At 40.4% G+C, this 23,038-nt stretch carries 17 protein-coding genes and 1 pseudogene; 14 read left to right on the top strand and 4 right to left on the bottom strand.

Annotated features, from left to right (window positions below; translation table 11 throughout):
- Positions 1-1,309: 1,309 nt before the first annotated feature.
- From hrpA to M5F03_RS03690, 9 genes and pseudogenes are all read left to right on the top strand, one after another.
- Positions 1,310-5,197, top strand: a complete 3,888-nt coding sequence (gene hrpA, locus M5F03_RS03730) for an ATP-dependent RNA helicase HrpA (protein ID WP_283773850.1) — start codon at positions 1,310-1,312, stop codon at positions 5,195-5,197.
- 30 nt (positions 5,198-5,227) lie between these two features.
- Positions 5,228-6,343 (top strand): beta-ketoacyl-ACP synthase III, encoded by a 1,116-nt coding sequence (locus M5F03_RS03725; protein WP_111885081.1) that lies wholly within the window; start codon positions 5,228-5,230, stop codon positions 6,341-6,343.
- Positions 6,344-6,354: 11 nt separating this feature from the next.
- A pseudogene (locus M5F03_RS03720) lies at positions 6,355-7,121 on the top strand (1-acyl-sn-glycerol-3-phosphate acyltransferase).
- 211 nt (positions 7,122-7,332) lie between these two features.
- Positions 7,333-9,348 carry a hypothetical protein gene (locus M5F03_RS03715; protein ID WP_249706707.1) on the top strand — a complete coding sequence of 672 codons (2,016 nt, stop codon included), beginning with the start codon at positions 7,333-7,335 and terminating at the stop codon, positions 9,346-9,348.
- 96 nt (positions 9,349-9,444) lie between these two features.
- Positions 9,445-11,160, top strand: a complete 1,716-nt coding sequence (locus M5F03_RS03710; protein ID WP_180003112.1) for a DEAD/DEAH box helicase — start codon at positions 9,445-9,447, stop codon at positions 11,158-11,160.
- Between the two features lie 244 nt (positions 11,161-11,404).
- Positions 11,405-12,325, top strand: a complete 921-nt coding sequence (locus tag M5F03_RS03705) for a LysR family transcriptional regulator (protein WP_180132980.1) — start codon at positions 11,405-11,407, stop codon at positions 12,323-12,325.
- A gap of 69 nt (positions 12,326-12,394) precedes the next feature.
- Positions 12,395-12,661, top strand: coding sequence for a gamma-glutamylcyclotransferase family protein (locus tag M5F03_RS03700; protein ID WP_249706705.1), 267 nt, complete (start codon positions 12,395-12,397; stop codon positions 12,659-12,661).
- 252 nt (positions 12,662-12,913) lie between these two features.
- Entirely contained in the window at positions 12,914-13,924 is a 1,011-nt protein-coding gene (locus tag M5F03_RS03695; protein ID WP_249706703.1) for a sensor domain-containing diguanylate cyclase, read from the top strand.
- A 318-nt stretch (positions 13,925-14,242) separates the two neighbouring features.
- Positions 14,243-15,409 (top strand): MFS transporter, encoded by a 1,167-nt coding sequence (locus M5F03_RS03690; protein ID WP_249706701.1) that lies wholly within the window; start codon positions 14,243-14,245, stop codon positions 15,407-15,409.
- A 32-nt stretch (positions 15,410-15,441) separates the two neighbouring features.
- On the opposite strand, the gene M5F03_RS03685 is transcribed toward M5F03_RS03690, so the two are convergent.
- On the bottom strand, positions 15,442-15,897 hold the full coding sequence (locus M5F03_RS03685; protein WP_111885075.1) for a DUF441 domain-containing protein: 456 nt from the start codon (positions 15,895-15,897) through the stop codon (positions 15,442-15,444).
- 151 nt (positions 15,898-16,048) lie between these two features.
- Between M5F03_RS03685 and M5F03_RS03680 the strand changes: the two genes are divergently transcribed.
- Positions 16,049-16,768 carry a pseudouridine synthase gene (locus M5F03_RS03680; protein WP_249706699.1) on the top strand — a complete coding sequence of 240 codons (720 nt, stop codon included), beginning with the start codon at positions 16,049-16,051 and terminating at the stop codon, positions 16,766-16,768.
- 133 nt (positions 16,769-16,901) lie between these two features.
- On the opposite strand, the gene M5F03_RS03675 is transcribed toward M5F03_RS03680, so the two are convergent.
- The 3 genes from M5F03_RS03675 to M5F03_RS03665 form a co-directional block, all read right to left on the bottom strand.
- A complete protein-coding gene (locus M5F03_RS03675) occupies positions 16,902-17,345 on the bottom strand; it encodes a GNAT family N-acetyltransferase (protein WP_168378877.1) in 444 nt (147 codons plus the stop codon).
- A gap of 98 nt (positions 17,346-17,443) precedes the next feature.
- The gene (locus M5F03_RS03670) at positions 17,444-17,791 is read right to left on the bottom strand and encodes a type II toxin-antitoxin system RelB/DinJ family antitoxin (protein ID WP_078193683.1); all 348 of its coding nucleotides are present in this window, start codon (positions 17,789-17,791) and stop codon (positions 17,444-17,446) included.
- A 112-nt stretch (positions 17,792-17,903) separates the two neighbouring features.
- Positions 17,904-18,809 carry a pseudouridine synthase gene (locus tag M5F03_RS03665; RefSeq protein ID WP_249706697.1) on the bottom strand — a complete coding sequence of 302 codons (906 nt, stop codon included), beginning with the start codon at positions 18,807-18,809 and terminating at the stop codon, positions 17,904-17,906.
- Between the two features lie 135 nt (positions 18,810-18,944).
- Between M5F03_RS03665 and tsaE the strand changes: the two genes are divergently transcribed.
- From tsaE to hfq, 4 genes are all read left to right on the top strand, one after another.
- Positions 18,945-19,424, top strand: a complete 480-nt coding sequence (tsaE, locus tag M5F03_RS03660) for a tRNA (adenosine(37)-N6)-threonylcarbamoyltransferase complex ATPase subunit type 1 TsaE (RefSeq protein ID WP_249706694.1) — start codon at positions 18,945-18,947, stop codon at positions 19,422-19,424.
- On the top strand, positions 19,414-21,426 hold the full coding sequence (gene mutL / locus M5F03_RS03655; RefSeq protein WP_249706683.1) for a DNA mismatch repair endonuclease MutL: 2,013 nt from the start codon (positions 19,414-19,416) through the stop codon (positions 21,424-21,426). The genes tsaE and mutL overlap by 11 nt, the downstream gene beginning before the upstream one ends.
- Positions 21,427-21,432: 6 nt before the next feature.
- Positions 21,433-22,377: a tRNA (adenosine(37)-N6)-dimethylallyltransferase MiaA gene (gene miaA, locus M5F03_RS03650; RefSeq protein ID WP_249682613.1), complete on the top strand. Its 945-nt coding sequence runs from the start codon at positions 21,433-21,435 to the stop codon at positions 22,375-22,377.
- Between the two features lie 92 nt (positions 22,378-22,469).
- Positions 22,470-22,979 carry an RNA chaperone Hfq gene (gene hfq, locus M5F03_RS03645; RefSeq protein WP_180023922.1) on the top strand — a complete coding sequence of 170 codons (510 nt, stop codon included), beginning with the start codon at positions 22,470-22,472 and terminating at the stop codon, positions 22,977-22,979.
- The last annotated feature ends 59 nt before the right edge of the window (positions 22,980-23,038 follow it).

Genomic DNA, 23,038 nt, shown 5'->3' with positions numbered 1-23,038 from the left:
TTTTTGATTTCCAATAGGGTACAGAAATTTTGCTTATTGCTGAAATAGTATTTTTACATAACTAATATCGGAAAATCCGAATTAGTACACTCCAGAACTATTTCAGCAATAACGATTATTTATCATTATTTCATTCGATATAAGCCATATCAATGCCATATAAAGTTTAAAGTAAAATGACAAAATCATCTTTTCAAAGTCTGTAACCAACATGATGCTTGTGACATAAGATTTCAAGGGTGATCTCTAAAAAAGTTATAAAAAATATTTCAAATTATAGAATTTGTTCATATAAGATGGCATGAACATAAAATGACTCCAGATTTGATCAGGTGCTTAGTCAATTTTTTCGTATCATTGCCATTCTCAGTCTTGCACTTGCATCACTATGTATTCTTAAAGTTGAAGACACAGGTACAAATTTATGTATCTATGAATACTTGCAACCTCAAAAAGCGACCTATTTTAATGAACTATTAGGAACTTCATCAGATGATCCTACGCTATTGAGTAGCATGGGAATCGTTGGAATCTTCTTTTTTTCCCACTGTTGCTATCATTTAGACGTGCTTGGTATGTGGTTATATTATGGCTATATGCGATTTTTCAATTCATCATCATTTTAATGATAGAAACTGCTTCAATTTCAAAAATTATCTATGACAGTATTGTTTATTGTCATAATGGTTGGTTGTTCGCATGGGTGATCGGGCAGAGCATATTTATTGTTTTTAGTTTCGTTTACATTTTCTATGGCACTGAAACTAATGTATAAAGCTTTCAAATGGATTGGCTTGAGTTGCCTATTCTAGTAAGCATGTGGCTTTATTATTCTGTACTGGATGAATCAAGAATGTGCTTTCATTTCAAGGTGCTAGCCCGAATCAAATTAATTATTATGCTGAAATGAATGGTTCTTCATCGGATGAACCTCTTTTATTTATTTTTATTGGGTAGATTTGCATTTTATTTTCAATTTTTTTGTGCTTAGCAAAATCTGTTCATCATTTCTTGATCTTCACTTTCACTTTATTGATGTTTTTAATTGTGCCGTTGAGTATGTCTTATACAGTGCTATTTTATCAGCTATTACATGACAGTATAGAAGCATTTGGCAATTATTGGTTATTGGCCGCAATTTTAGTTTTTTATCATTTTATTCTGTTCGGCTTTACCTATTGGTTTCAGGCACGCAAAAAATAGATTCATCTTTCACTATTTTTACATACAGCGTAAAATATTCGGTTCTATTTTTAATTATTAGGATAATGCATCTGTGCCAAGTCAGTTAAATGTCGATCAATTGGTCATGGTTCGTGATCGCCATCGCTTAAGTCGGCTGAAAAAAGGCAAAGAAGCCAATCCTGAAAAATTTCAAGATTTGTTTGAAAAGTCGAATGCGAAAGTGCGCGAACGGATTGCCCGCATTCCCAATATTAAATTAAATCAAGACTTACCTGTTACGCAGTATGCGGACAAACTAATTGAAGCGATTCAAAAGCATCAAGTGATTATTGTGGCAGGTGAAACCGGTTCGGGTAAAACCACGCAGTTACCGCAAATTGCCATGCTTGCAGGTCGTGGTTTAACGGGTTTGATTGGTCATACTCAACCCCGTCGACTAGCCGCGCGTAGTGTTTCGCAACGTATTGCAGAAGAAGTGGGCGAAAAGCTGGGGGAGTCGATCTCCTTTAAAGTTCGTTTCAATGAACAAGGTTCACAAGATTCCATCGTTCGGTTAATGACCGATGGTATTTTATTGGCTGAACTGGCTAATGACCGATTCTTAAATAAATATGACACGATTATTATCGATGAAGCGCATGAGCGTTCGCTAAATATTGACTTCATCATGGGCTATCTCAAACAGCTCTTGCCTCGTCGTAAAGATCTCAAAGTCATTATTACTTCAGCAACTTTAGACGTAAATCGATTCTCGAATTACTTTAATGGGGCACCTATTTTTGAAGTCGAAGGTCGAAGCTTTCCGGTAGAACTCCGTTATCGTCCGATTTCAGAGCTGAGTATTGTTGGCAGTGATGACGATGAGTTTGATGATTTTGAAGAAAATCTACCGCGTGCCGTTGTTTCGGCAGTAGAAGAATGTTTTCAAGATGCACAGGAAAAAGGTCATCCTGAACATGCCGACATTTTGATTTTTGCCAGCACTGAACAAGAAATACGTGAGTTACAGGAAACACTGCAAAAGTTTGGGCCACGACATACCGAAGTTTTACCCTTATATGCTCGATTGGCTTTGGCAGAACAGCAAAAGATCTTTAATCCATCAGGCGGTGGGCGACGGATTATTATTGCCACCAACGTGGCAGAAACTGCCTTAACTGTGCCAAATATTCGCTATGTAATTGATAGTGGCTTTGCACGTATATCCCGTTATAACTATCGCTCACGTGTACAGCGTCTACCAATTGAGGCTGTATCACAGGCGGCAGCAAATCAGCGTAAAGGTCGTTGTGGTCGTATTGCACCGGGTGTGTGTATTCGACTGTATTCAGAAGAAGACTTTATGAGTCGTCCTGAATTTACCGAACCGGAGATTAAACGAACCAACTTGGCCTCGGTTATTTTGCAAATGCAAAGTTTGGGCTTTGGTGAATTAGAAGACTTCGATTTTATTGAGCCGCCAGATCATCGTTTGGTGAATGATGGTCGTAAGCTGTTAATTGAATTAGGTGCTTTAAAAGAAAAATCGGCGTATGCACCGCAAGTTGCTTCGGAAAACCAAGCAAAACAAGGCACAAAACATGCGAATAATAAAAATGGTGCTTTAACCAAAATTGGTCAGCAAATGGCGAAAATGCCGATCGACCCACGTCTTGCACGGATGATTTTGGGTGGAGCGCATTTTGGCGTATTAAATGAAGTCTTGATTATTGTCGCTGCTTTAGCGGTACAAGATCCACGTGAACGTCCTGCGGATAAACAAATGCAGGCCGATCAGAAACATGCTTTGTTCCGTGAAGCTGACTCGGATTTCTTGTTCTATATTAAATTATGGGAAGCTCTAGTCGCAAATCGTGACATGAGTGAAAATAAGCGTCGAACCTTTGCACGCAACCATTTCCTCAGTTGGTTACGCCTCCGTGAGTGGAAAAAAACCCATGAGCAATTGGTGGATTTGGCTCAGGGCTTAAAACTGTCCTTTAATGAAAAGAAGGCCAATTATGAAAATCTGCACCGTGCGTTATTAACGGGTTTACTTTCATTTATTGCCAACAAAACCGATGAACGTAATGTGTTCATGGCAGTGCGTCAGCAAAAGGCACGTATTTTCCCTGCATCAACTTTGCATAAAACAAATACACCTTGGGTCATGGCTTTTGAGATGGTGGAAACCTCTCAGGTATATCTTCGTACATTGGCGAAAATTGAACCTGAATGGATTTTATTGGCTGCAGGCGATTTATTGAAGCATCATTATTTTGAACCTCATTGGTCCAAAAAATCTGGTGTAGTCAATGCCTATGATCAAATTTCTTTGTTTGGTTTGATTATTGAGCCACGTCGTCAGATTAATTATGAAAAAGTGGATCATCCGGCGGCGCATGAAATTTTCCTACGCGATGCGTTGACGACGGGACATTTGGGTATTACGCCGCCGTTCTTAAAACACAATTTATTAAAACTCGAAGAAGTTGAGCGTGTTGAAGATAAACTGCGTCGTCGTGATTTGGTGGTGGATGAAGAAACCATCTACCAATTTTATGCTGCAAAAGTGCCTGAAGAGGTGGCAAGTCGTCGTAGTTTTGAAGACTGGCGTGCAACTGTAGAACCGAAAAATCCACGGCATTTATTTATCGATGATGATGCGCTTTGGATGAATGACCGTCCAACGACCCAGCAATTTCCAGACTACCTACGAAATGGTGAACTGCGTTTGGCTGCAAGTTATCGTTTTGACCCAAGTCATGATGAAGATGGTGCAACGGTCAAAATTCCAGTTCAAGCTTTGCCGCAAGTGGATGAAAATATTTGGTCATGGGGCATACCCGGTTGGCGACAAGACCTGATTGAAGCTTTACTTAAAGCCCTGCCTAAGGATAAACGCCGTCACTTGGTGCCAATACCTGATACGGCTCGTAAATTGATGGATCGTGTCGATGCCGTGCATTTGCGCGAGCATATTTTTAGTTTCTTGGCATACCAACTGCGCGGTGAGCAAATCACAGACAAAGACTTTTCTTGGGAACGCGTTGAGCAATATCTGCTGCCTTTAATCAAAGTCATTGATGAAAAAGGCCGTGTGATTGAGCAAGGTCGTGATCTAGATGAACTCAAAGCACGCTGTCGTACGGAAACTCATAGCCCAGTCAAACAGTTAAAAGGTGAGTTTAAAATCTTCCCTGATAATTTTGTGTTCGAAGCATCACAAAAAGTCACGGGTGTGGTGGTGAAACAATATCAAGCGCTTGTTCCAGTCAAAGGCTTTGCAGAGTTGGATGCCAAAGACGAATCTGGTGTGGTGATTCAGACTTTCAATGACCAATTTGAAGCAGTCAAACAACACCGCGAAGGGATCATTCGTTTGGTTCATATGCAGTTGGGTGACTTAGTTCGTCAGTTGAAAAAACAGATATCTAAACCCTTGGCATTGGCTTATTCACCGCTAGGTGACAAAGCCAAACTAGAGCAAATGTTAGTTTATGCCACACTTCAGCTTGCAATAAATGAGCTACCTGTCAATGTGCAGGAGTACCAAAACCTGATTTTAAATGTAAAGAAATCTTTCTTAACCCATGGGCAACAAGCATTAGCCGTTTTAACTGAAACCTATATTCAATGGCAGGATATACGTCGGAAATTGTTGGTTTTAGATGATTCTGTGTTTGGAAAGAACATTGATGACATTGAAGATCAACTCGATTTGATGCAACTTTCAGATTTTGTTTATGGCAAAACTTCCGATGTGTGGCTCGAATTTCCAAGATATTTGAAGGCATTAGTCTTGCGTTTAGACCGCTTGCCAAATAATCTACAAAGGGACAATTCTGCCATTGATCAAGTTGACCCATGGATGGAAAAATTATTTAAGTTTAAAAATGACACTCGCCTTAAAGAATTGTATTTCATGGTTGAGGAGTTACGCATCTCTATTTTCTCTCAACCAATGAAGACCAAGATGCCAATTTCTCCATCCCGCTTGCAAAAAGTATGGGATAAGCTCGGAATCAGTTAAGATATAGGTAATTTCTAAAAGGAGTTTTACATGGGCATCCGCATTACGGGTACAGGTCTTTATCATCCAGAAGACGTAATTACTAACGAAGAGTTAGTTGAAGCTTTAAATGCTTATGTGGAACAGTACAACAGTGATAATGCTGAAAAAATTGAAGCCGGTGAGCTAGAAGCGCGCCGTGGTTCAAGTGCAGAATTTATCGAAAAAGCATCTGGCGTAAAAGCACGTTATGTTGCTGAAAAAAGCGGTATTTTAGATCCAAAACGTTTACGTCCAGTATTGCATGAACGTTCAAATGATGAGTTGTCTATTCAAGCGGAATGGGGCGTAGCTGCTGCTAAACAAGCGATGGAAAATGCAGGCGTGACTGCAGAAGACATCGATGTAGTGATTTTGTCTTGTTCAAATATTCAACGTGCATATCCAGCCGTTTCAATTGAAATTCAAACTGCGTTGGGTATTCAGGGTTATGCCTATGACATGAACGTTGCATGTTCAGCTGCAACTTTTGGTATCAAGCAAGCCTATGACGCGATCAAATCAGGCGCTCGTCGCGTGTTATTGGTAAACGTTGAGATCACATCTGGTCACACAGATTTCCGTATGCGTGACTGTCACTTCATCTTTGGTGACGTTGCAACGGCTTCGATCATTGAAGAAACTGAAACCAAAGCTGGTTTTGAAGTGTTGGATATTGACCTGTTTACTCAGTTCTCAAACAACATTCGTAACAACTTCGGTTACTTAAATATGAGTGAAGTCGATGCTGACATCGACAACAACCGTTTCCGTCAAGACGGTCGTAAAGTATTTAAAGAAGTGTGTCCATTAGTGGCGAAAATGATCACTAAGCAATTGGATGACAATAAAATTGCGGCAACAGATGTAAAACGCTTCTGGTTACACCAAGCGAATGCCAGCATGAATGAATTGATTCTGAAACTGGTTGTGGGTAAAGAACATGCTCAGCCAGACCTTGTGCCAATCATTCTTGATGAATTTGCCAATACTTCATCAGCAGGTGTCATTATTGCATTGCACCGTACTGCGAATGAAGTAAACCATGGCGAATATGGTGTGCTTTGCTCATTTGGTGCAGGCTACTCAGTAGGTTCTGTACTTGTTCAAAAACATGATGCTGCCTAAGGTCAGCACATTTGCAGGTTGAACATGATGCAAAATGGATAAAGCGTTTAAGCGCTTTATCCCGCATGTATTTCACGCCTACCTTTTTTGGCGCTGAATATATTGATGCATCAAAACCTGCAATGTATGTAGGGAATCATACAATTTACGGTGTACTCGATTCACCCGTAATTATTGATTATCTCTACAATGAACATAAAGTGGCTGTGGTCAGTATCGCTATCATAGCCATTTTTATTTGCCCGGTTGGCGTGGCATGGTCAAAAAGTTCGGTGCAGTCCAAGGTATTCAGGACTATGTCAGAACAGTGATGCAACAAGGTTATTCCATTTTAGTTTTTCCCGGTGGTGGTCGAGAGGTTTTGAAGCGAAAAGGGGAAGCCTATCAACTGATCTGGAAGCAACGTTATGGCTTTTTAAAACTGGCGCAAGAATTTAATTATGACATTGTGCCTTTTGCCGCTTTAGGTGGAGATGAAGTCTTTGAACTGGGCTTTGATGCCAGTGTGATCGTTGAACATCGTTGGTTTAAACAACTATTAAAAATACAAAAAATCGATAAATTATTACGTCATGGTGATGTGATTCCGTCTTTACCCAAACGTATTATCCCCAAGCGCATTCCATTCTATTTTCAATTTTTACCCCGTCAAAGTTTGAGTCATATTCAGAGTGTAGAGGATTTAAAGCTCTATCGAGAGGCACTACAACAAGATATTTACACTGCAATAGAACAGCTTAAGAAAATCCGTTCAGAACAACATTCTACAGATCAATAATAGTGACTACTCTTTAACTTCATCCATTTTTATTCGTCACAGCTCAAAATCATGGTGAATTTTGTCACAACAATAGCTTTTAGATTTTTTATTGAACGCCTTTGTATTGACCTTTTGTACAGCTATTTGGCTGATTAATGGCAGTAGTCGGAGCATTAAACTTTGACTATAGTGAAGGTTGAAAAATAATCAACGATCGTTAGGGCGGAAGATGGAAAAGAAAAGCTTGACCCCGCAGCTTGAGCATATTGCTCGGCAACTTATTCGAATATCTCCAAGTTTAAAGCAGTTGTATCAAGAGCAAATGGATCTTGCTACAGCACTCAATTTACAAAATATCTTTAAAATTGAACAAGAGCAGCACCGCATTCAACTGTGTAATGGACTGTGGACCTTACAGCTACAAAATCGTGAATCGATTGGCTATCAGTTTCCTAGAAGTCCATTTAGACCCATCAAAATTGCTGAATTGCATACGACAGTGCCATGTATTGAAGTAGTAGAAGATTTCTTATTTCATGAATTATATTTTTTTACTGGGGACTTAACGCCGCAACATTCACTCTTGCTCAGAGAAAAAGCACAGCAATTTAGACAATTGATCTTACAGTCGGTTTTTCTACATCTAAATGGGCCAGCGCGTGTTCAGCAGTTTTTAGCACAGATGACAGCGGTTGAAGCGCAAATTTTTGATCAGTTGATGCAAGAGCAGCAGATTTATCAGACACCGCTATTACAAACCTATATCGAATGCCAAATCTGTCTACCCCATTGGTTGATGCAAAAGATTGAGCAGATGTTTGCGCTCAATTCACTTACAGAAGCTGAAATATTGCCAATACAGCTCTTGATGGATAGTTTGGACGAGATTTGTTTTGCTACAGCACAATTTTTAGATCCAACGATTTACCGGATCATGAGTTTGAGCTATGAAGATCGGTTCAATTTACAAGAATTAAATGAACATATAGAAGATATTATTTTGTTGCTCGACCATGCATATGAGCGTCCCAATTTGTTGGGTTTTATTCGTTTGATGCATCGGGATGTTTGGGCAGAGCAGGACATATTAAGCCATAGTAATTTTGTGCAAGCCACAGCAATTTGGCAAAAAAAATGTGGAAAACTCCCTTTACTCGATAACAACCGTGCAGTGCGATGGATGTTCAAGCAGTCAGCCGAAGTGTTGGATTGGCTGAGTCGTAATTTTCAACACAGTAATGTACGTGTGGCTGTGACGGCATTAAGTTTTGTCGATACGCAGCATATTCATCCAACATTGATTCTTGCGACCTTACAACATTTTCAATTTGTTGCAGCGCGCTTATTTATTCAAAATTGCCATACGATTGCGCATGAACAAGATTGGTTTAATCATGAAAAAAATCTACAGTTTGTTTTACACCAAAAATATCAGCAGCATGATGATCATCGTGTAGTGATCAGCCCATCGATTTTGTATTTAGATGAGTGGTTGATCTTAATGCGACAGGTTTTGGGTGCAGAGGATCAGGCTATAAAAAAAGTCTATCTACCCTTGAGCCGTATTATGCAGGCCTATCTGCAGCATTTAGTACGTTGTACGCAGCATTTACCGCAGGCTTTGATGGATTATATCCGTCCAGAAACCCAAGAAAATCGCCAATTTTTAAGTGTTTTACGACAACATAAAATTCAACTGCAGGATTTTCGAAATTTATTTTATTTAAAGCATGCTAATTTAAGAGTATCTGTATTTGATGCATATGTGCGTGACTATGTTAGTGCGACTTATTCTACAGGTCATATAGTCCCTAAAAATATTACCTGGAATGGGGTCTTTCATCAGGCGGTGCATTGGCATGCCAAGCAACAAAAGCAGGAAGTGTTAACTCAATTAAAGCGTCAATTTGCGACAACGGTTTGGCAGCCATTTACAACAGAAGACAAAATCTATTTTCAAGAGTGGGTCTTTGAAGAATTAAAAACCATCGATCGAATTATTGATGAATCTATTCAATTTAAACATTGTTTGGCATCAAGTTATAGCGCCAGTATCATTGCAAGAGTATATGTAGCTTTTCATATGTACCATCCCATTTTGCATGTATCGATGACTTTGGGCTGTCATGTGCAAAACCACATTTTGGTTTTTGATCAACTCGAGTATTCAAATAATACCCAAGCAGAAATAGAAAAAGTAAATATCGCCAAAGAATTTTTAAATAGGTTCAATAGCTTAAAGTAAGATTGGCGAAATACGGATTTAGTAAACTGTGTTGTGCGCTTAACTTTTGAGTCAAAAATCGTTAGGCTATAGCCGTTCTTTTACGGTATAGGTCTTATGAAACAAGAAACTGCACTCAAGCTGCTCAAAGCAGGCGAAAATGTGTTTTTAACAGGTTCGGCTGGTGCAGGTAAAACTTATACTTTAAATCAGTACATCAATTATCTAAAAGCGCGCAAAGTGCCGGTGGCAATTACGGCTTCTACAGGGATTGCTGCAACCCATATGAATGGCATGACAATTCATACATGGGCAGGGATTGGGATTAAAGATGCGATTTCCGAAGATGAGTTAAAGCGCTTAAAAGAACGTAAATATTTAAAAGAGCATTTGGAAAATGCCCAAGTTTTAATCATCGATGAAATTTCGATGTTGCATGCCAAGCAATTAAACTTGGTGAATAAAGTTTTAAAATTTTTTAAAGACAGTGAAGATGCTTTTGGGGGGATTCAAGTCATTGTTGCAGGTGACTTCTTCCAGTTACCCCCTGTGGGACGCAAAGGTGAATTAAACCGTGACAAGTTTTGCTTTATGTCTGAGGCATGGGTAGAAGCGAAGTTTCGCGTGTGTTATTTGACCGAACAACATCGTCAGGGTAATGACTATCTCAATGATATTCTAAATGCGATTCGTGCTCAGCAAATTACGGGCGATCATTTGCATGCTTTAAGGCAGACAAGTTCACAAAATATAGGTGAAACCTTTACGCGCTTATATACCCATAATATGGATGTAGATAGTATTAACTATAAACATCTAAATGAAATTGAGCAAGAATCTCGCCAGTTTGATGCCCAATGTGATGGTAATGATAAACTGATCGAAACCTTAAAATCTTCAGTGCGTGCGCCGGAAACTTTGACCTTAAAGAAAAATGCCAAAGTGATGTTTGTAAAAAACAACTTTGACGTGGGCTATATCAATGGCAGCCTCGGTGAAGTGATAGGTTTTGAAGAAGATGATGAATATGGCATCTTGCCTAAAGTAAAACTTACGGACGGCACGACCTTGGTGGTAGAACCTGAAACATGGTCTGTCGATAATGATGATGGTAAAACCATTGCCAGTTTCCAACAAATTCCACTGCGTTTGGCCTGGGCGATCACCATTCATAAATCTCAAGGGATGACCCTTGCAGCGGCTGAAATTAACTTGACGCATACTTTTGAAAAGGGTCAGGGGTATGTGGCATTGTCTCGTTTAAAAACATTAGATGGTTTGCGTTTACTTGGTTTTAATGAACAAGCCTTAGAACTCGACAGTTTGGCCATTAAAGCCGATCGACGCTTTCAGGAACTCTCTGATGAAGCGGAAACCAATTTTGCAGAGGCTGATTTAACAGTACAACACAAAGCCTTTATTCGCCACTGTGGCGGAACACTGAATGAAGTGGAAATCGAGCGCAATGAAAAGAAAATTGCCAAAACTGGTGCGAAACAAAGCTTTGCCACAGCGACTTTAGATCAAACTCGTGAATTATTTGAAGAAGGTTATGAAATTCAAGATATTGCAGTGGAGCGTGGTTTAACACCTGCTACGATTATTAACCATTTGGCTCGTCTGCAAAAAGAGCAAGGTTTAGATATATCGGTGGCACATCCGGGAGAAGACGTGGTTGAACAGGTGCGTAAAATTTATAAACGTTTGGCGAAACGACAAGACCCAGCACATTATAACGATGATGGTACTGTTAAGCTGCGCCCAATTGTGGAGTTGACCAGTCCACGCATGGGATATGACCAAGTTCGTTTGGCTTTATTATTTGTGGAATAACACATTCTTTGGATTACATACATTTAAAGCCAGATTGATCAATCTGGCTTTTTTAATAAGGGGCATCGTGTTTATTTTCATCCTTTGCATCTGCGTAAAAACGATGAATTGGTGGTTAAAGTTCCAAATAAAACTTTAAATGAATAAAACTTAATAAAATAATGATAAGATGAGTATAATTCATTAATGCTTTGCGAAAACTATTCGATTGCAAAGTTGCTCCCAAGTTTAGTTGAGAACAATCATGTTGGAATTACGCCATCTCAAAACCTTATTGGCACTCAGAGAACACGGTTCTTTGGTCGCTGCATCTAATGATCTGTGTTTAACGCCTTCTGCACTTTCACACCAGTTGAAAGAGCTAGATCATTGGTATGGGGTAGAGGTGGTGAACCGACGCACACGTCCTGTGTCTTTTTCGAATGTTGGGCAACGTTTACTACGCCTTGCCGATGACATTTTGCCGCAAGTTCAAATTGCGCAATCGGACATTACACGTATTGTGCATGGTCAAACTGGCCGAATTATTTTTTCTTCAGAATGTCATAGTTGCTTTGACTGGCTGATGCCGTTATTGAATGTCTACCGTCAGCAATACCCCGATGTAGATTTGGACTTTGCTTCTGGCTTTGAAGCCAATCCGCATGAACTATTACAAACTGGCGAGTTTGATCTTCTGATTACGGCAGATCCGATTAATTTAAAAGGTGTGGAATATTTCCCAATCTTTGAATATGAGTCTCGTTTGGTATTGTCGAATACACATCCATTGGTTCGTGCGACAAATGTGACTGTTCAAGAATTAGCAGAAGAAACGCTGATTACCTATCCGGTCGATAAACATCGTTTAGATATCATGGCAAAATTATTTTTACCGGCCAATATTCAGCCTAAACACGTTCGTACTACAGATTTGACCCAGATGTTGATTCAGTTGGTTGCAAGTGGTCGTGGTATTGCGGCATTACCAGATTGGGTGGTAAATGAATATGAACAAAAAGGTTGGGTGACCTCTCGACGTTTAGATTGTGTTTCACCTGAAGGTTTAAGACGGACCTTGTACGCAGGCTATCGTACCGAAGAGGCTGAAAAAAGCTATTTTGAAGGCTTCCTAAAACAGTTGGCGAAATTCTCACAAAAGCGCAATCAATATTATTCCAACTAAGGAGGATCTATGACACAGAGTCTTTTTGTATACAAGACATGACGTCTAGGTCAACCCAATGATCACGTGATGGACCGCATTGGTGGCGAGTGGAAGAAAGGTGTGGTGTGGGGTGAATTAGAACATAAAGGCTGGGGTGCGGCGATGGGCAGTCCGGGCATTCGTTTATCGAAGGCAGGTCATGCGATTGAAGGTTATGTTTTTATCTCTGAAAACTTAGCCGCACATTGGGCGGCTTTAGACGAATTTGAAGGTACTGAATATCAACGTGTGGCTGTAGATGTGCAACTGGAAGGCGGAGAATGGATGCAGAGTGAAATTTACGCATTGAAATAATATCCAGGGGGAGAGTCGGAAAATACGTGGGTCATCCAAACATCATGACTTTCCCCAACCTTCAATATGTGTATCGATGATTCTGCATGCTCTGTTGTTTCCTTGAGTGCAATTTTTTAAAGAGCCGTATCTAAAAGAGTTGTATCTAAAGTGCTTGAATGCACAGAAATCACTTTAAGATTGCTATACAAGTGGATGAATAATTTTTAGAATTGAGCTGTATCTCACATTGAACCCTGTTTGAACTCAATCATGCCCAATTCTATAGAACCATCACCAGCTCAACTCATGTCTGTGATTCAAACGCAGACAGCTATTGCCAAACTGGGTTTAGATCTAAATGCAGTGATGACCGTGGTTGCAGAACAGGCGCAGCAGATTACACATGCTAAAGGTGCAGTTGTAGAGTTGGCTGAAGATGGTGATATGGTCTATCGTGCAGTGTCTGGCGGGGCGAGCCATTTACTAGGTTTAAGACTACATATTGAAAATAGCTTATCGGGGCTATGTATAGCGCAAAAACAAACACTGTATTGCCAAGATTCGGAAACAGATGCGCGGGTAGATCGCGTGGCATGTCGACGTGTCGGGTTGCGTTCGATGGCTGTGGTGCCATTGATTCACTGTGATGAAGGTGTCGGTGTATTAAAGATTTACTCCGACCAAGTCGATGCCTTTCAGGAAGCCGATTTACATATATTAAGTTTGATGTCTGAGTTGATCGCTGCGGCGATGTACCATGCGACACGTTTCGGTGCGACAGAGCTATATAAATTGGCGACGCAAGATAGCTTAACCGGCTTAGCTAATCGGGCTTTGTTTGTCGACTTTTTACGCCAAGGGATAGAAAAAGCACGTGCGCAGAAAAAAGTGTTGGGTATCTTGATGATTGATATGGATGGTCTGAAGCCGATTAATGATCAGTTTGGACATCGCATTGGGGATGCTGCACTGAAAGAAATTGCACAGCGCATTTTGCGTGAAACACGTCAAGATGACTTGGTTGCACGCTTGGGTGGTGATGAATTTGCTGTGATCTTAACCAATATTGCCAACTTAGAACGTGCGCAAACGGCGATGAATCGAATCGCAGAAAGTTGCGGACTGCCGTTTGCATTTGAGCAAATGAGCTTGAAAATTGGTGCCAGTATAGGCATGGCTTTATTTCCAGAAGATGCTCAATCTATCGATCAATTGGTCGAAATGGCTGATTTAAAAATGTACGCCAATAAGCGTGAACGGAAACAAATCAATCCTGAATAACTCACTGCCTAAATATCTCACTGCTTAAATAATTCACTCATAGTTATGCAGGTAAATTCGTTCACTACCTTCATATTATCTAAAGTATCGCAAAACGTTTTGATGAAAACTTGTCCTGTCTCAAACAAATGCGGATGACATGACTAAGTATCGTTGTTTAATTTGAATCAAAGTACGCTTCGAATGTGACGGTGTAACATCATTTAGTAATTGAAAAATCATCTAAGGTCATTTGTTTTTTGACTCAAAATAATATTTTGAATTGTTAAGCTGTGCACTATTGCATGGCGAAAAGAGCATGACAATTCAATGAAAGGGATGTCAAAAGATTTATTCATTATTGCGGCAGGTTTTATTGCTGCAATGCATATCGGGAAACTACCGCCCGCAATACCTGTATTACAACAGCAACTCGGCATTAGCTTTATTCAGTCTGGTTTATTGCTCTCACTAGTACAGGGTGCAGGAATGTGCTTTGCATTGTTGATTGGTAGTTATATCCAAAAAATTGGATTTAAACTGTGTATCTTATTGGGCTTAAGTCTATTGACGATAGCAAGTGCATGGGGGAGCTTTGCACAAAGCTTTGATGTCTTGTTGCTACTGCGTGTCATAGAAGGATTTGGCTTCTTATTGGTGACACTCACAGGGCCTGCATTTATCCGTCAGCTTGTACCGCTACAGCACATCAGCGCAAAGATGGGACTGTGGAGTGCTTATATGGGCGGAGGTATGGGGATAGCATTATTGGTTGCGCCATTTCTAATTGCTCAATATGGTTGGAGTGTGGTTTGGCTCAGTTTCGCTATGATTACTGCAGCATTACTACTCTGTATCGCCATGTTTATTCCTCAGCCTAATGTGGCGCTGAATACAACACCTATTATTGGTCTCATTAGAGATACTTTGAAACATCCTGCAGCATGGCTTTTGGCGCTCATTTTTGGGACATATGCAGGGCAGTGGTTTGCATTGGTAGGCTTCTTACCGATGATTTATGCTCAAAACCAAATTTCAGCAGAGCTGGCGGGTGCTTTAACAGCCAGTGTTGCCGTTGCGAATGCTGTGGGCACATGGGGTTGCGGACTGTTATTACAGCGTGGTTTTCAAGCTAAAACTTTAGTCCAACTGGGTTTTGCTGTTTTAATCATTTGCTCCTTAGGATTTTATCTCTTTAAAGATGCGTTACCGTTTTTACTGCAATATTTAACGGTGTTTAGTTTTTCGCTTTTTGGGGGCTTGGTTGCTGCAACGGTCTTTGCACAAGCACTGCATTTTGCACCTTATCCTGCGGCAATTAGTACGACGGTCGGCATGATTTTACAATGCTCTGCCATATCACAATTTGTTCTGCCTCCTGTGATTGCCACTGTGGTTTCACAAACTGGAACGTGGTTTTGGGCGGGTATATTGATGTCAGCATTATCATTCGTTGGAATCATGCTTAGTCGACGTTTATTTCAAATGCAGTATGGCTCAAATTAAAATTTTGTTAAACCGCTATGTCAGCAACGGTCTTATTGTTTAATCCCAATCAGTAGCGACAAGATGCCTGCTGCAATGAGTGGGCCGACAGGTACACCACGCAGCATGGCAACACCTGCGACTGTCCCAATTAATAGTCCGGCAACTACATCTGGCTGATTGGACATCAGTTTGACACCACGTCCGCCTAGCCATGCGACAAAGATGCCAATGGCGATTGCGACGAGGGATTTCCAACTTAAAAAGGATTTTAAAATTGAATCGCCGGGTATTTTCCCGCTTGCGATCGGCGTGAGTACGCCAATGGTTAAAATAATAATGCCAATGTTTAAGCCATATTGTTGCAGATAGGGGAAAAATTCACTCAAAGGCGTGATGCGGAAAACAATCAAGACACCTGCAGCTATGGTGATCGCTGTATTGTGGCTAAAGATGCCACAAGCCAATAACACCAATAACACGATCAGATTTAAATCCAACTGAGACATAGGATATTCGTGAGAAACTTCAATAAATAATCAATAGTGTAGCGCAGAAACATTAAAAACTGGCGTTCAAGATCATTTCCGCTATTTTTCCTGCAAGTTGGCTCGTTGTTCAGTATAAAATAGCAATATATGGTGTTTATTAGGTTGTTCTATGTTTTTGGATAAAATGCTGCAATCACAAGGTTTTGGTTCGCGTAAATATTGCCAACAGTTGATTAAAAATGGTGCGGTCGAAATACGCGGTGAGATTGTAGATAATCCAAAGCAAAAACTGGACTTAAATGATTTAACTTACAGTGTGCATGGACAGGACTATACCTATCGTGAGCATGTTTACATCGCGTTAAATAAACCCCAAGGTTATGAATGTTCGCATCAGGCAACCCATCATTTTAGTGTTTTTGAATTATTTGATGATGTGCTGTTAAATCGTGGTTTGCAATGCGTCGGGCGGCTGGATCAAGACACCACTGGACTGTTGCTGCTCACGGATGATGGTCAATATCTACAAGCGCTGACACACCCTAAAAAGCATGTTGCCAAAGTATATTCGATGCATACCGCAGATCCTGTGACACCTGAGCAAATACAACAATTAGAACAAGGCGTGGAGCTGCGAAACGAAAAAGGCATTTTCGCTGTAACCGATGTGCAGCTATTGGCTTCACAGCAATTACAAATGACTGTTCATCAAGGGGTATATCATCAAGTGAAGCGGATGTTGGCGGCTGTCGGCAATAAAGTTGAAACTTTACATCGTGCTCAAATAGGACAATTAAAGCTTGATGATCTCGCTGAGGGTGAATGGATCTATTTGAATGCAGCGCAAATTGAACAATCGAAATTTCGCGAAAATATCGCTCCACAGTAATGGGTACTGGGCTTTGATAGGTCATCATTTGAAGGATGAATGTGGGGTATTAAAGCCCGTAAATATGTCTGCTAATTATTTAAAGATGCGTTTCTAATATGCGTTGATTGTGTATTTAATGTAGAGCAAGGCATTAACGAATAAAGTAATGATAGGTTTGAAATTCATCATCTTTAATGAAGCCCATCGATTCATAGAGCTGATGCGAGTGATAGTTATTTTTTTGAGTTTCGAGGCTGATTCGAAGTGCGCCTTCATGTTGAGCAAAGAGAACAGCGGTATCGATCAATTGTTTAGCTGAACCTTGACGACGATATACAGGGCTGACATAGACATCATCTAAAATATAGTAAGTTGAACAAGCCACAGATGAAAAGCCCAAATACAGTAAGATAAACCCAGTAATCACATCATCTTTTAAGCAAATAAAAATTACGCTTTCATTATTTTCAAAACGTTGTCTTAGAAATTTATATGAGATATCAAGATTAGAAGAGGTGCCATAAAATTGGCGATATTCATCAAATAAAACAGCAAGTGGATGAAGGTCTGCTTCTGTTGCGCGTCGAACGATCATTTTTTTCTATACTCCATGCTATTTTTATCAGTCTTGCATGAAGCATATCGAAATTTCGAAATTGGTTGATTTATAAATTGTTTATAAATGCGACAGTGTTAAGTTTTGTCACCCTCACCCAAAATTGCATTGAGTTCTTCAAACAAGTCGAGATGATCATCATCTAATAATGGATCATTATTTAAAATTTCTAATTCAGCAGGGCTAATTTCAATGGTTGAAATAGCTTGGGCTTCTTGTTGTTTTAATTTGCGTAACTTAATCAATTGTTCAATATTGATATTTTGGTTTTCAATAGAGAAGGGGATCGATTTGGTTAAAACAACTTGTTTAAAGAATAGACGTACAGCCTGTGCAGGTGTAATGCCTAATTGTTTAAAAACGGCAAAGGCCTGTTTCTTTTCCTGTGAATCGAGACGGATTTGGTAGACTTCAGTTTTTCTCATATTCTTAGAAAGCTTTTAAATACTTAACTTTTCGCATTTATTCTAATCAAAACTGTTATAAATTCAAGAAAGTTTGGCAGTATTTTATCAATTTAATGTAATGACAATAGATTTACAGTGTCAATTCATAGGCAGAACTGAATTGAAAAGCCTGCTCTGTCACAGGATCGATAAACTCAAGCTGTTTCGCAAGTAGTTGTAAAGGTTGGCTGAAATCGTCATCTGCCTTATGTTGTACTATTGGATAAAAGGGGTCATTTTGAATTGGAATGCCCAAAGCATTTAAATGTACACGAAGTTGGTGTTGCTTGCCGGTATGGGGATTTAATTCATACTTTGCATGGTTTCCATGCTGCTGGAGGAGCTTAATGTATGTTTCACTATTAGGCTCACCATCTACCAGTTGCATTGTATAAAAAGGCTGACCTTTTTCCATACGATAGCGAGTTGTGATAGGGAAATTTAATTCATCTCGATAAGCTGCAATGGCATGATAGGTTTTTTGAACTTGCCGCTTGGCAAACATCTGTTGATATAGCCCACGGCTTTCGACACATTTGGAGAAGAGCACCACGCCGGCAGTTTCACGATCTAAACGATGAATCGGTGTTAGGTGTTCAAGCTGCGTTTGTTTTTTGAGTCGAACCAACAAGGTTTCTTGTACATACTGACCGGTCGGACTCATGGTAAGAAAATGCGGTTTATCGACCACGATGAAATGATCATTTTCAAATAAAATCTGATGCTCAAAGGGAACATGAATTTCATGCGCTAAGAATCGATAATAATAAGCATGACGATTTGCTTCAAAAGGACTGTCTATCGTTAAAGCGTCACCATCTGCAGCATAGACCAATCCATCTTTAAATCGTTGTTGCCACTCTGCTGCTTGGATATGAGGAAATTGCTCACACAAATATGCATAGACCGTTGTGGCTTGTGTGTGTTGACCATCAAGGAAGACTTTACTGGCACTAACACCATTGATCATTGGGGGAGTAAATTCAAAACTGTGCATGAAGAAAGATCTAAAAACTGAGCAAATAAAGCAGAGAACACATCATGAAAAATGCTCAATCTATAGTGTGAACATATCCATTTTAGCCAGTGCGATGCTATCATATTTAATTCTTATGTACATGTTGTGAGTAATATGCAGTATTCATTCAGTCTGGAACTTAATAGTGAAGTCGATACCCAAAACTTAGCTACCGTACTGGCGACGCATTTTACGACGGGTGTAGCGTATTTAATTGGTGAATTGGGTGCAGGAAAGACCACGTTAACACGTTATTTTTTACAACACTTGGGTCATCAAGGTGCGGTAAAAAGTCCAACCTATACATTGGTTGAACCTTACAATATTCAAGGACAAGATATTTTTCATTTTGATTTATATCGTCTGAATGACCCTTATGAGCTTGAGCTTATGGGTATCCGTGATTATTTAGAAACGCCGAACGCCCTATTTTTATTTGAATGGCCGTCTAAAGGGGGCGACGAAATCCCTGCGGCTGATTTAATTATTAATATTGAAAAGTCTGCGGATGAAAGCACCCGTACAGCGACTTTAAGCTCTTCTTCAGAAACTTTGCAAAACGCTTTGGAGCAAAAATTTAACCATGCTGAATGAAATCAGTGCCCGCCGCATTCGAACGCTTGATCCTGCCTTAGCCAACCAAATTGCCGCAGGGGAAGTGATTGAACGTCCTGCTTCTGTGGTCAAAGAATTACTGGAAAATGCCATTGATGCAGGGGCGACTGAGCTGATTGTTCGTATTGAACAAGGCGGCAGTACACTGATTGAAATAATAGACAATGGTCGGGGCATCCACCCTGAAGATCTACCTTTGGCGGTCATGCGCCATGCCACAAGTAAAATCCAAACTGCTGAAGATTTGCATGCCATTGTAAGTCTAGGTTTTCGTGGGGAAGCCTTGGCTTCGATCGCTGCGGTGTCTCGTTTGACATTGACCAGTAGCCAAAATGATGACGGTGTAGGCTATCAGGTCGAAGTAAATGGCACTGCATTTGATTCGCAAGAAATTCAGCCTGTGGCTGCGACGCAAGGCACCACCATTCGTGTGCAAGATTTATTTTTTAATGTGCCTGCACGGCGTAAGTTTCTCAAAAAACCGGGGACTGAATTTGGACATATCGAAGAAATTGTCCGTCGTTTGGCACTGACCCATTTTGATATACGTTTTGTCCTTGAGCATAACAATAGTATTAAGCTGAACTTGCCTATTGCAGACAGTGGTAAGCTGCGTTTTCAGCGGGTGCAGCAGTTACTAGGCCGTCAATTTACTGAAAATGCGTACTGGATAGATGCTGATAGCGTCAATATGCGTCTCAGTGGTTGGTTAGGCCATCCTTCAGACGCACGTGCGCAGGCCGATATGCAATACGTCTATGTGAATGGACGTATCGTAAAAGACAAGACAGTTTCACATGCACTTCGGATGGCTTATGATGGTATTTTGCATGGACATCAACATGCCGCTTATTTGTTATTTATGGAAGTTGATCCTGAAAATATCGATGTGAATGTGCATCCGACCAAGCATGAAATTCGGTTTCTAAATCAACGTGAAGTACATGAATTTGTTCGTCATTTTGCCAAATCGACATTAGCGCAATTTCAAACCGCGACCGCCGAATTGTCATCTGCAATGAAACTTGATGGGCAGGCACACGAAAATATTATTCCGCAGCCGCGTCATCAGGAACAATTTTCATTACATCAACCTCAGCCAGTTGCAGAGCAAGGCACAAATTTTGTCAGTCCAGAGATCGCAGGCGGGCTTACTGATTTTAGTTCGCCAACTGCTGTGCAATATGCGTCAAATCATGCGTCAACAGGGCAAGAAGGGTATACACAGCAAAATTCAAATGTATCGATCAATAGCGCCGGATATCAGTCAAATATAGCGGGTTCCAGACAGCTCAATAATGCATTGCAAAGTTATTTAGCGCCTTTACGTCAAACTGAATCTACAAATGATCCTGATACTTCTTTGGCTGAACATATTCAGCAGAAAGTCGATGAGCATCCTTTGGGGATTGCCATTGCGCAATTGCATGGTATTTATATTTTGGCCCAAAACACCGAAGGTTTAATCATTGTTGATATGCATGCTGCGCATGAGCGCATTGTTTTACAACAAATGAAAACGGCTTGGGATAAACCTGAGTTTTGGACATCACAGCAGTTGCTGATTCCTAAAGTCGTCAGTATCAGTCGGATGCAAGCGATGCGCGTCGATGAGCTCAAAGAACAATTGGCACGCCTAGGTTTAGAAATAGACCAATATGGCGATGAGCAAGTCATTGTCCGAGGTGTTCCTGCCATTTTGCATAAAGCAGACTTTGATGCGCTGATTCCAGATTTATTAAATGATTTAGACCCAAGTGATCAGGTTGCAGGGTTACTACAAAAGCGTGATCAAATATTGGCAGGCATGGCTTGTCATGGCGCTGTACGCGCACACCGTATTTTAAGTCTATCTGAAATGAATGCATTACTGCGTCAGATGGAACAAACTGAATTTGCCAGCCAATGTAACCATGGACGTCCGACGTGGCGTGCGTTTCCATTGGCACAGCTAGATAAACTTTTTGCTCGGGGAGAGTAGTTTTACATGTCAAATAAATTGCCGGTCATCAACTTAATGGGACCAACTGCAAGCGGTAAAACCGCCTTGGCATGTGAGTTATACGAGCAAGGTGGATTCGAATTAATTTCAGTCGATTCTGCTTTGGTTTTTCAGGATATGGATATTGGTACGGCCAAGCCAAGTAAAGCTGAGTTGGAGAAATATCCACATCATTTGATTGATATTATCAGTCCGCTAGAAGTGTATTCGGCAGCGAACTTTGTGGAAGATGCGTGTGTACTGATTGATGATATGCATGTACGAGGTAAAACACCGATTTTAGTCGGTGGTACAATGTTGTATTACAAGGCTTTATTGGAAGGGTTGTCTTCAAACTTACCAAGTGCAGACTATGCTGTACGTGCTGAAATTGAAGCCAAAGCTGAGTCGCAAGGTTGGGATGCTGTATATGCAGAACTGTGCAATGTAGACCCATTGGCAGGTGAAAAATTTAAACCGAGTGATAAGCAACGAATTATCCGTGCGCTCGAAGTTTTTAAATTAACAGGTAAACCCATTACGCAGTTACAAGCTGAGCAACCTAAAAACGTACCATACCGTTACAATTTTCATAATTACGCATTATTGCCAGACCGATTAGAATTACATGAGCGTATAGCTCAACGTCTAAAAACAATGTGGGAAATTGGATTTTTAAATGAAGTGAAAGCTCTCATTGAAAAATACGATTTAGATGAAAATTTACCCTCTATGCGCTCAGTTGGATATCGTCAAGCTTTAGATTTTTTGAAAAATAGTGATCAAAGTAGCGAAAAACAGCGTGAAATGGAGGATAAGGCACTCTTTGCAACACGACAACTTGCAAAACGTCAATATACTTGGTTAAGATCTTTGCAAGAAACGCATAAATTTACTACATATTTAACTGCGCAGCAGGCTCAAGAAGACTTGCGAAAGTGCTACGGATAAAGCAAAATTTACAGACTACCTTTTTGATAATTTTTAATTGAAAAGTAAAGGTAGCTTTTGCGCTGATTTTTATTATTTTTTGGAGTTATAACATGTCTAAAGGTCAAACTTTACAAGATCCGTTCTTAAATTCTCTCCGTAAAGAACGTATTCCTGTGTCGATCTTCCTTGTCAACGGTATTAAATTACAAGGTCATATTGAATCTTTCGACCAATACGTTGTTTTATTAAAAAATACTGTAAGCCAAATGGTTTACAAACACGCTATTTCAACTGTTGTTCCAGCACGTAACCCACGTCCTGCTGGTGCTCCTGCTGGTGCTCAAGGCGCTGCCGGCTTCGGTGGTCAACAAGGCGGCTTCGGCGGTCAACAAGGTGGCTTCGGTGGCCAAGGTGGCTTTGGTGGTCAAGGTGGCTTCGGTGGTCAAGGTGGCTTCGGTGGTCAAGGTGGCTTCGGTGGTCAAGGTGGCTTTGGCGCTCAAGGTGGCTTCGGTGGTCAAGGTGGCTTTGGCGGTCAAAGTGGTTTCGGCGGTCAAAATGCTGGTTTTGATGGCGAAACTAAATTTGAAGATGCTCAAGACGACGAAAACAACAATCGTTAATTGAGTTAAAAAAACCTCCCAAATGGGAGGTTTTTTTTGCCTATAAAAGAGTAGATTGT

The organism is Acinetobacter amyesii (assembly GCF_023499985.1).
GTDB classification, from domain to species: domain Bacteria; phylum Pseudomonadota; class Gammaproteobacteria; order Pseudomonadales; family Moraxellaceae; genus Acinetobacter; species Acinetobacter amyesii.
This window is presented reverse-complemented; position numbering and strand designations above follow the sequence as displayed.

What these genes read in the sequence shown, in the direction of transcription:
- hrpA (WP_283773850.1), top strand. Translation starts at nt 1,310, where the DNA reads ATGGTTCGTGATCGCCATCGCTTAAGTCGGCTGAAAAAAGGCAAAGAA.
- M5F03_RS03725 (WP_111885081.1), top strand. Translation starts at nt 5,228, where the DNA reads ATGGGCATCCGCATTACGGGTACAGGTCTTTATCATCCAGAAGACGTA.
- M5F03_RS03715 (WP_249706707.1), top strand. Translation starts at nt 7,333, where the DNA reads ATGGAAAAGAAAAGCTTGACCCCGCAGCTTGAGCATATTGCTCGGCAA.
- M5F03_RS03710 (WP_180003112.1), top strand. Translation starts at nt 9,445, where the DNA reads ATGAAACAAGAAACTGCACTCAAGCTGCTCAAAGCAGGCGAAAATGTG.
- M5F03_RS03705 (WP_180132980.1), top strand. Translation starts at nt 11,405, where the DNA reads ATGTTGGAATTACGCCATCTCAAAACCTTATTGGCACTCAGAGAACAC.
- M5F03_RS03700 (WP_249706705.1), top strand. Translation starts at nt 12,395, where the DNA reads ATGGACCGCATTGGTGGCGAGTGGAAGAAAGGTGTGGTGTGGGGTGAA.
- M5F03_RS03695 (WP_249706703.1), top strand. Translation starts at nt 12,914, where the DNA reads ATGCCCAATTCTATAGAACCATCACCAGCTCAACTCATGTCTGTGATT.
- M5F03_RS03690 (WP_249706701.1), top strand. Translation starts at nt 14,243, where the DNA reads ATGTCAAAAGATTTATTCATTATTGCGGCAGGTTTTATTGCTGCAATG.
- M5F03_RS03685 (WP_111885075.1), bottom strand. Translation starts at nt 15,897, where the DNA reads ATGTCTCAGTTGGATTTAAATCTGATCGTGTTATTGGTGTTATTGGCT.
- M5F03_RS03680 (WP_249706699.1), top strand. Translation starts at nt 16,049, where the DNA reads ATGTTTTTGGATAAAATGCTGCAATCACAAGGTTTTGGTTCGCGTAAA.
- M5F03_RS03675 (WP_168378877.1), bottom strand. Translation starts at nt 17,345, where the DNA reads ATGATCGTTCGACGCGCAACAGAAGCAGACCTTCATCCACTTGCTGTT.
- M5F03_RS03670 (WP_078193683.1), bottom strand. Translation starts at nt 17,791, where the DNA reads ATGAGAAAAACTGAAGTCTACCAAATCCGTCTCGATTCACAGGAAAAG.
- M5F03_RS03665 (WP_249706697.1), bottom strand. Translation starts at nt 18,809, where the DNA reads ATGCACAGTTTTGAATTTACTCCCCCAATGATCAATGGTGTTAGTGCC.
- tsaE (WP_249706694.1), top strand. Translation starts at nt 18,945, where the DNA reads ATGCAGTATTCATTCAGTCTGGAACTTAATAGTGAAGTCGATACCCAA.
- mutL (WP_249706683.1), top strand. Translation starts at nt 19,414, where the DNA reads ATGCTGAATGAAATCAGTGCCCGCCGCATTCGAACGCTTGATCCTGCC.
- miaA (WP_249682613.1), top strand. Translation starts at nt 21,433, where the DNA reads ATGTCAAATAAATTGCCGGTCATCAACTTAATGGGACCAACTGCAAGC.
- hfq (WP_180023922.1), top strand. Translation starts at nt 22,470, where the DNA reads ATGTCTAAAGGTCAAACTTTACAAGATCCGTTCTTAAATTCTCTCCGT.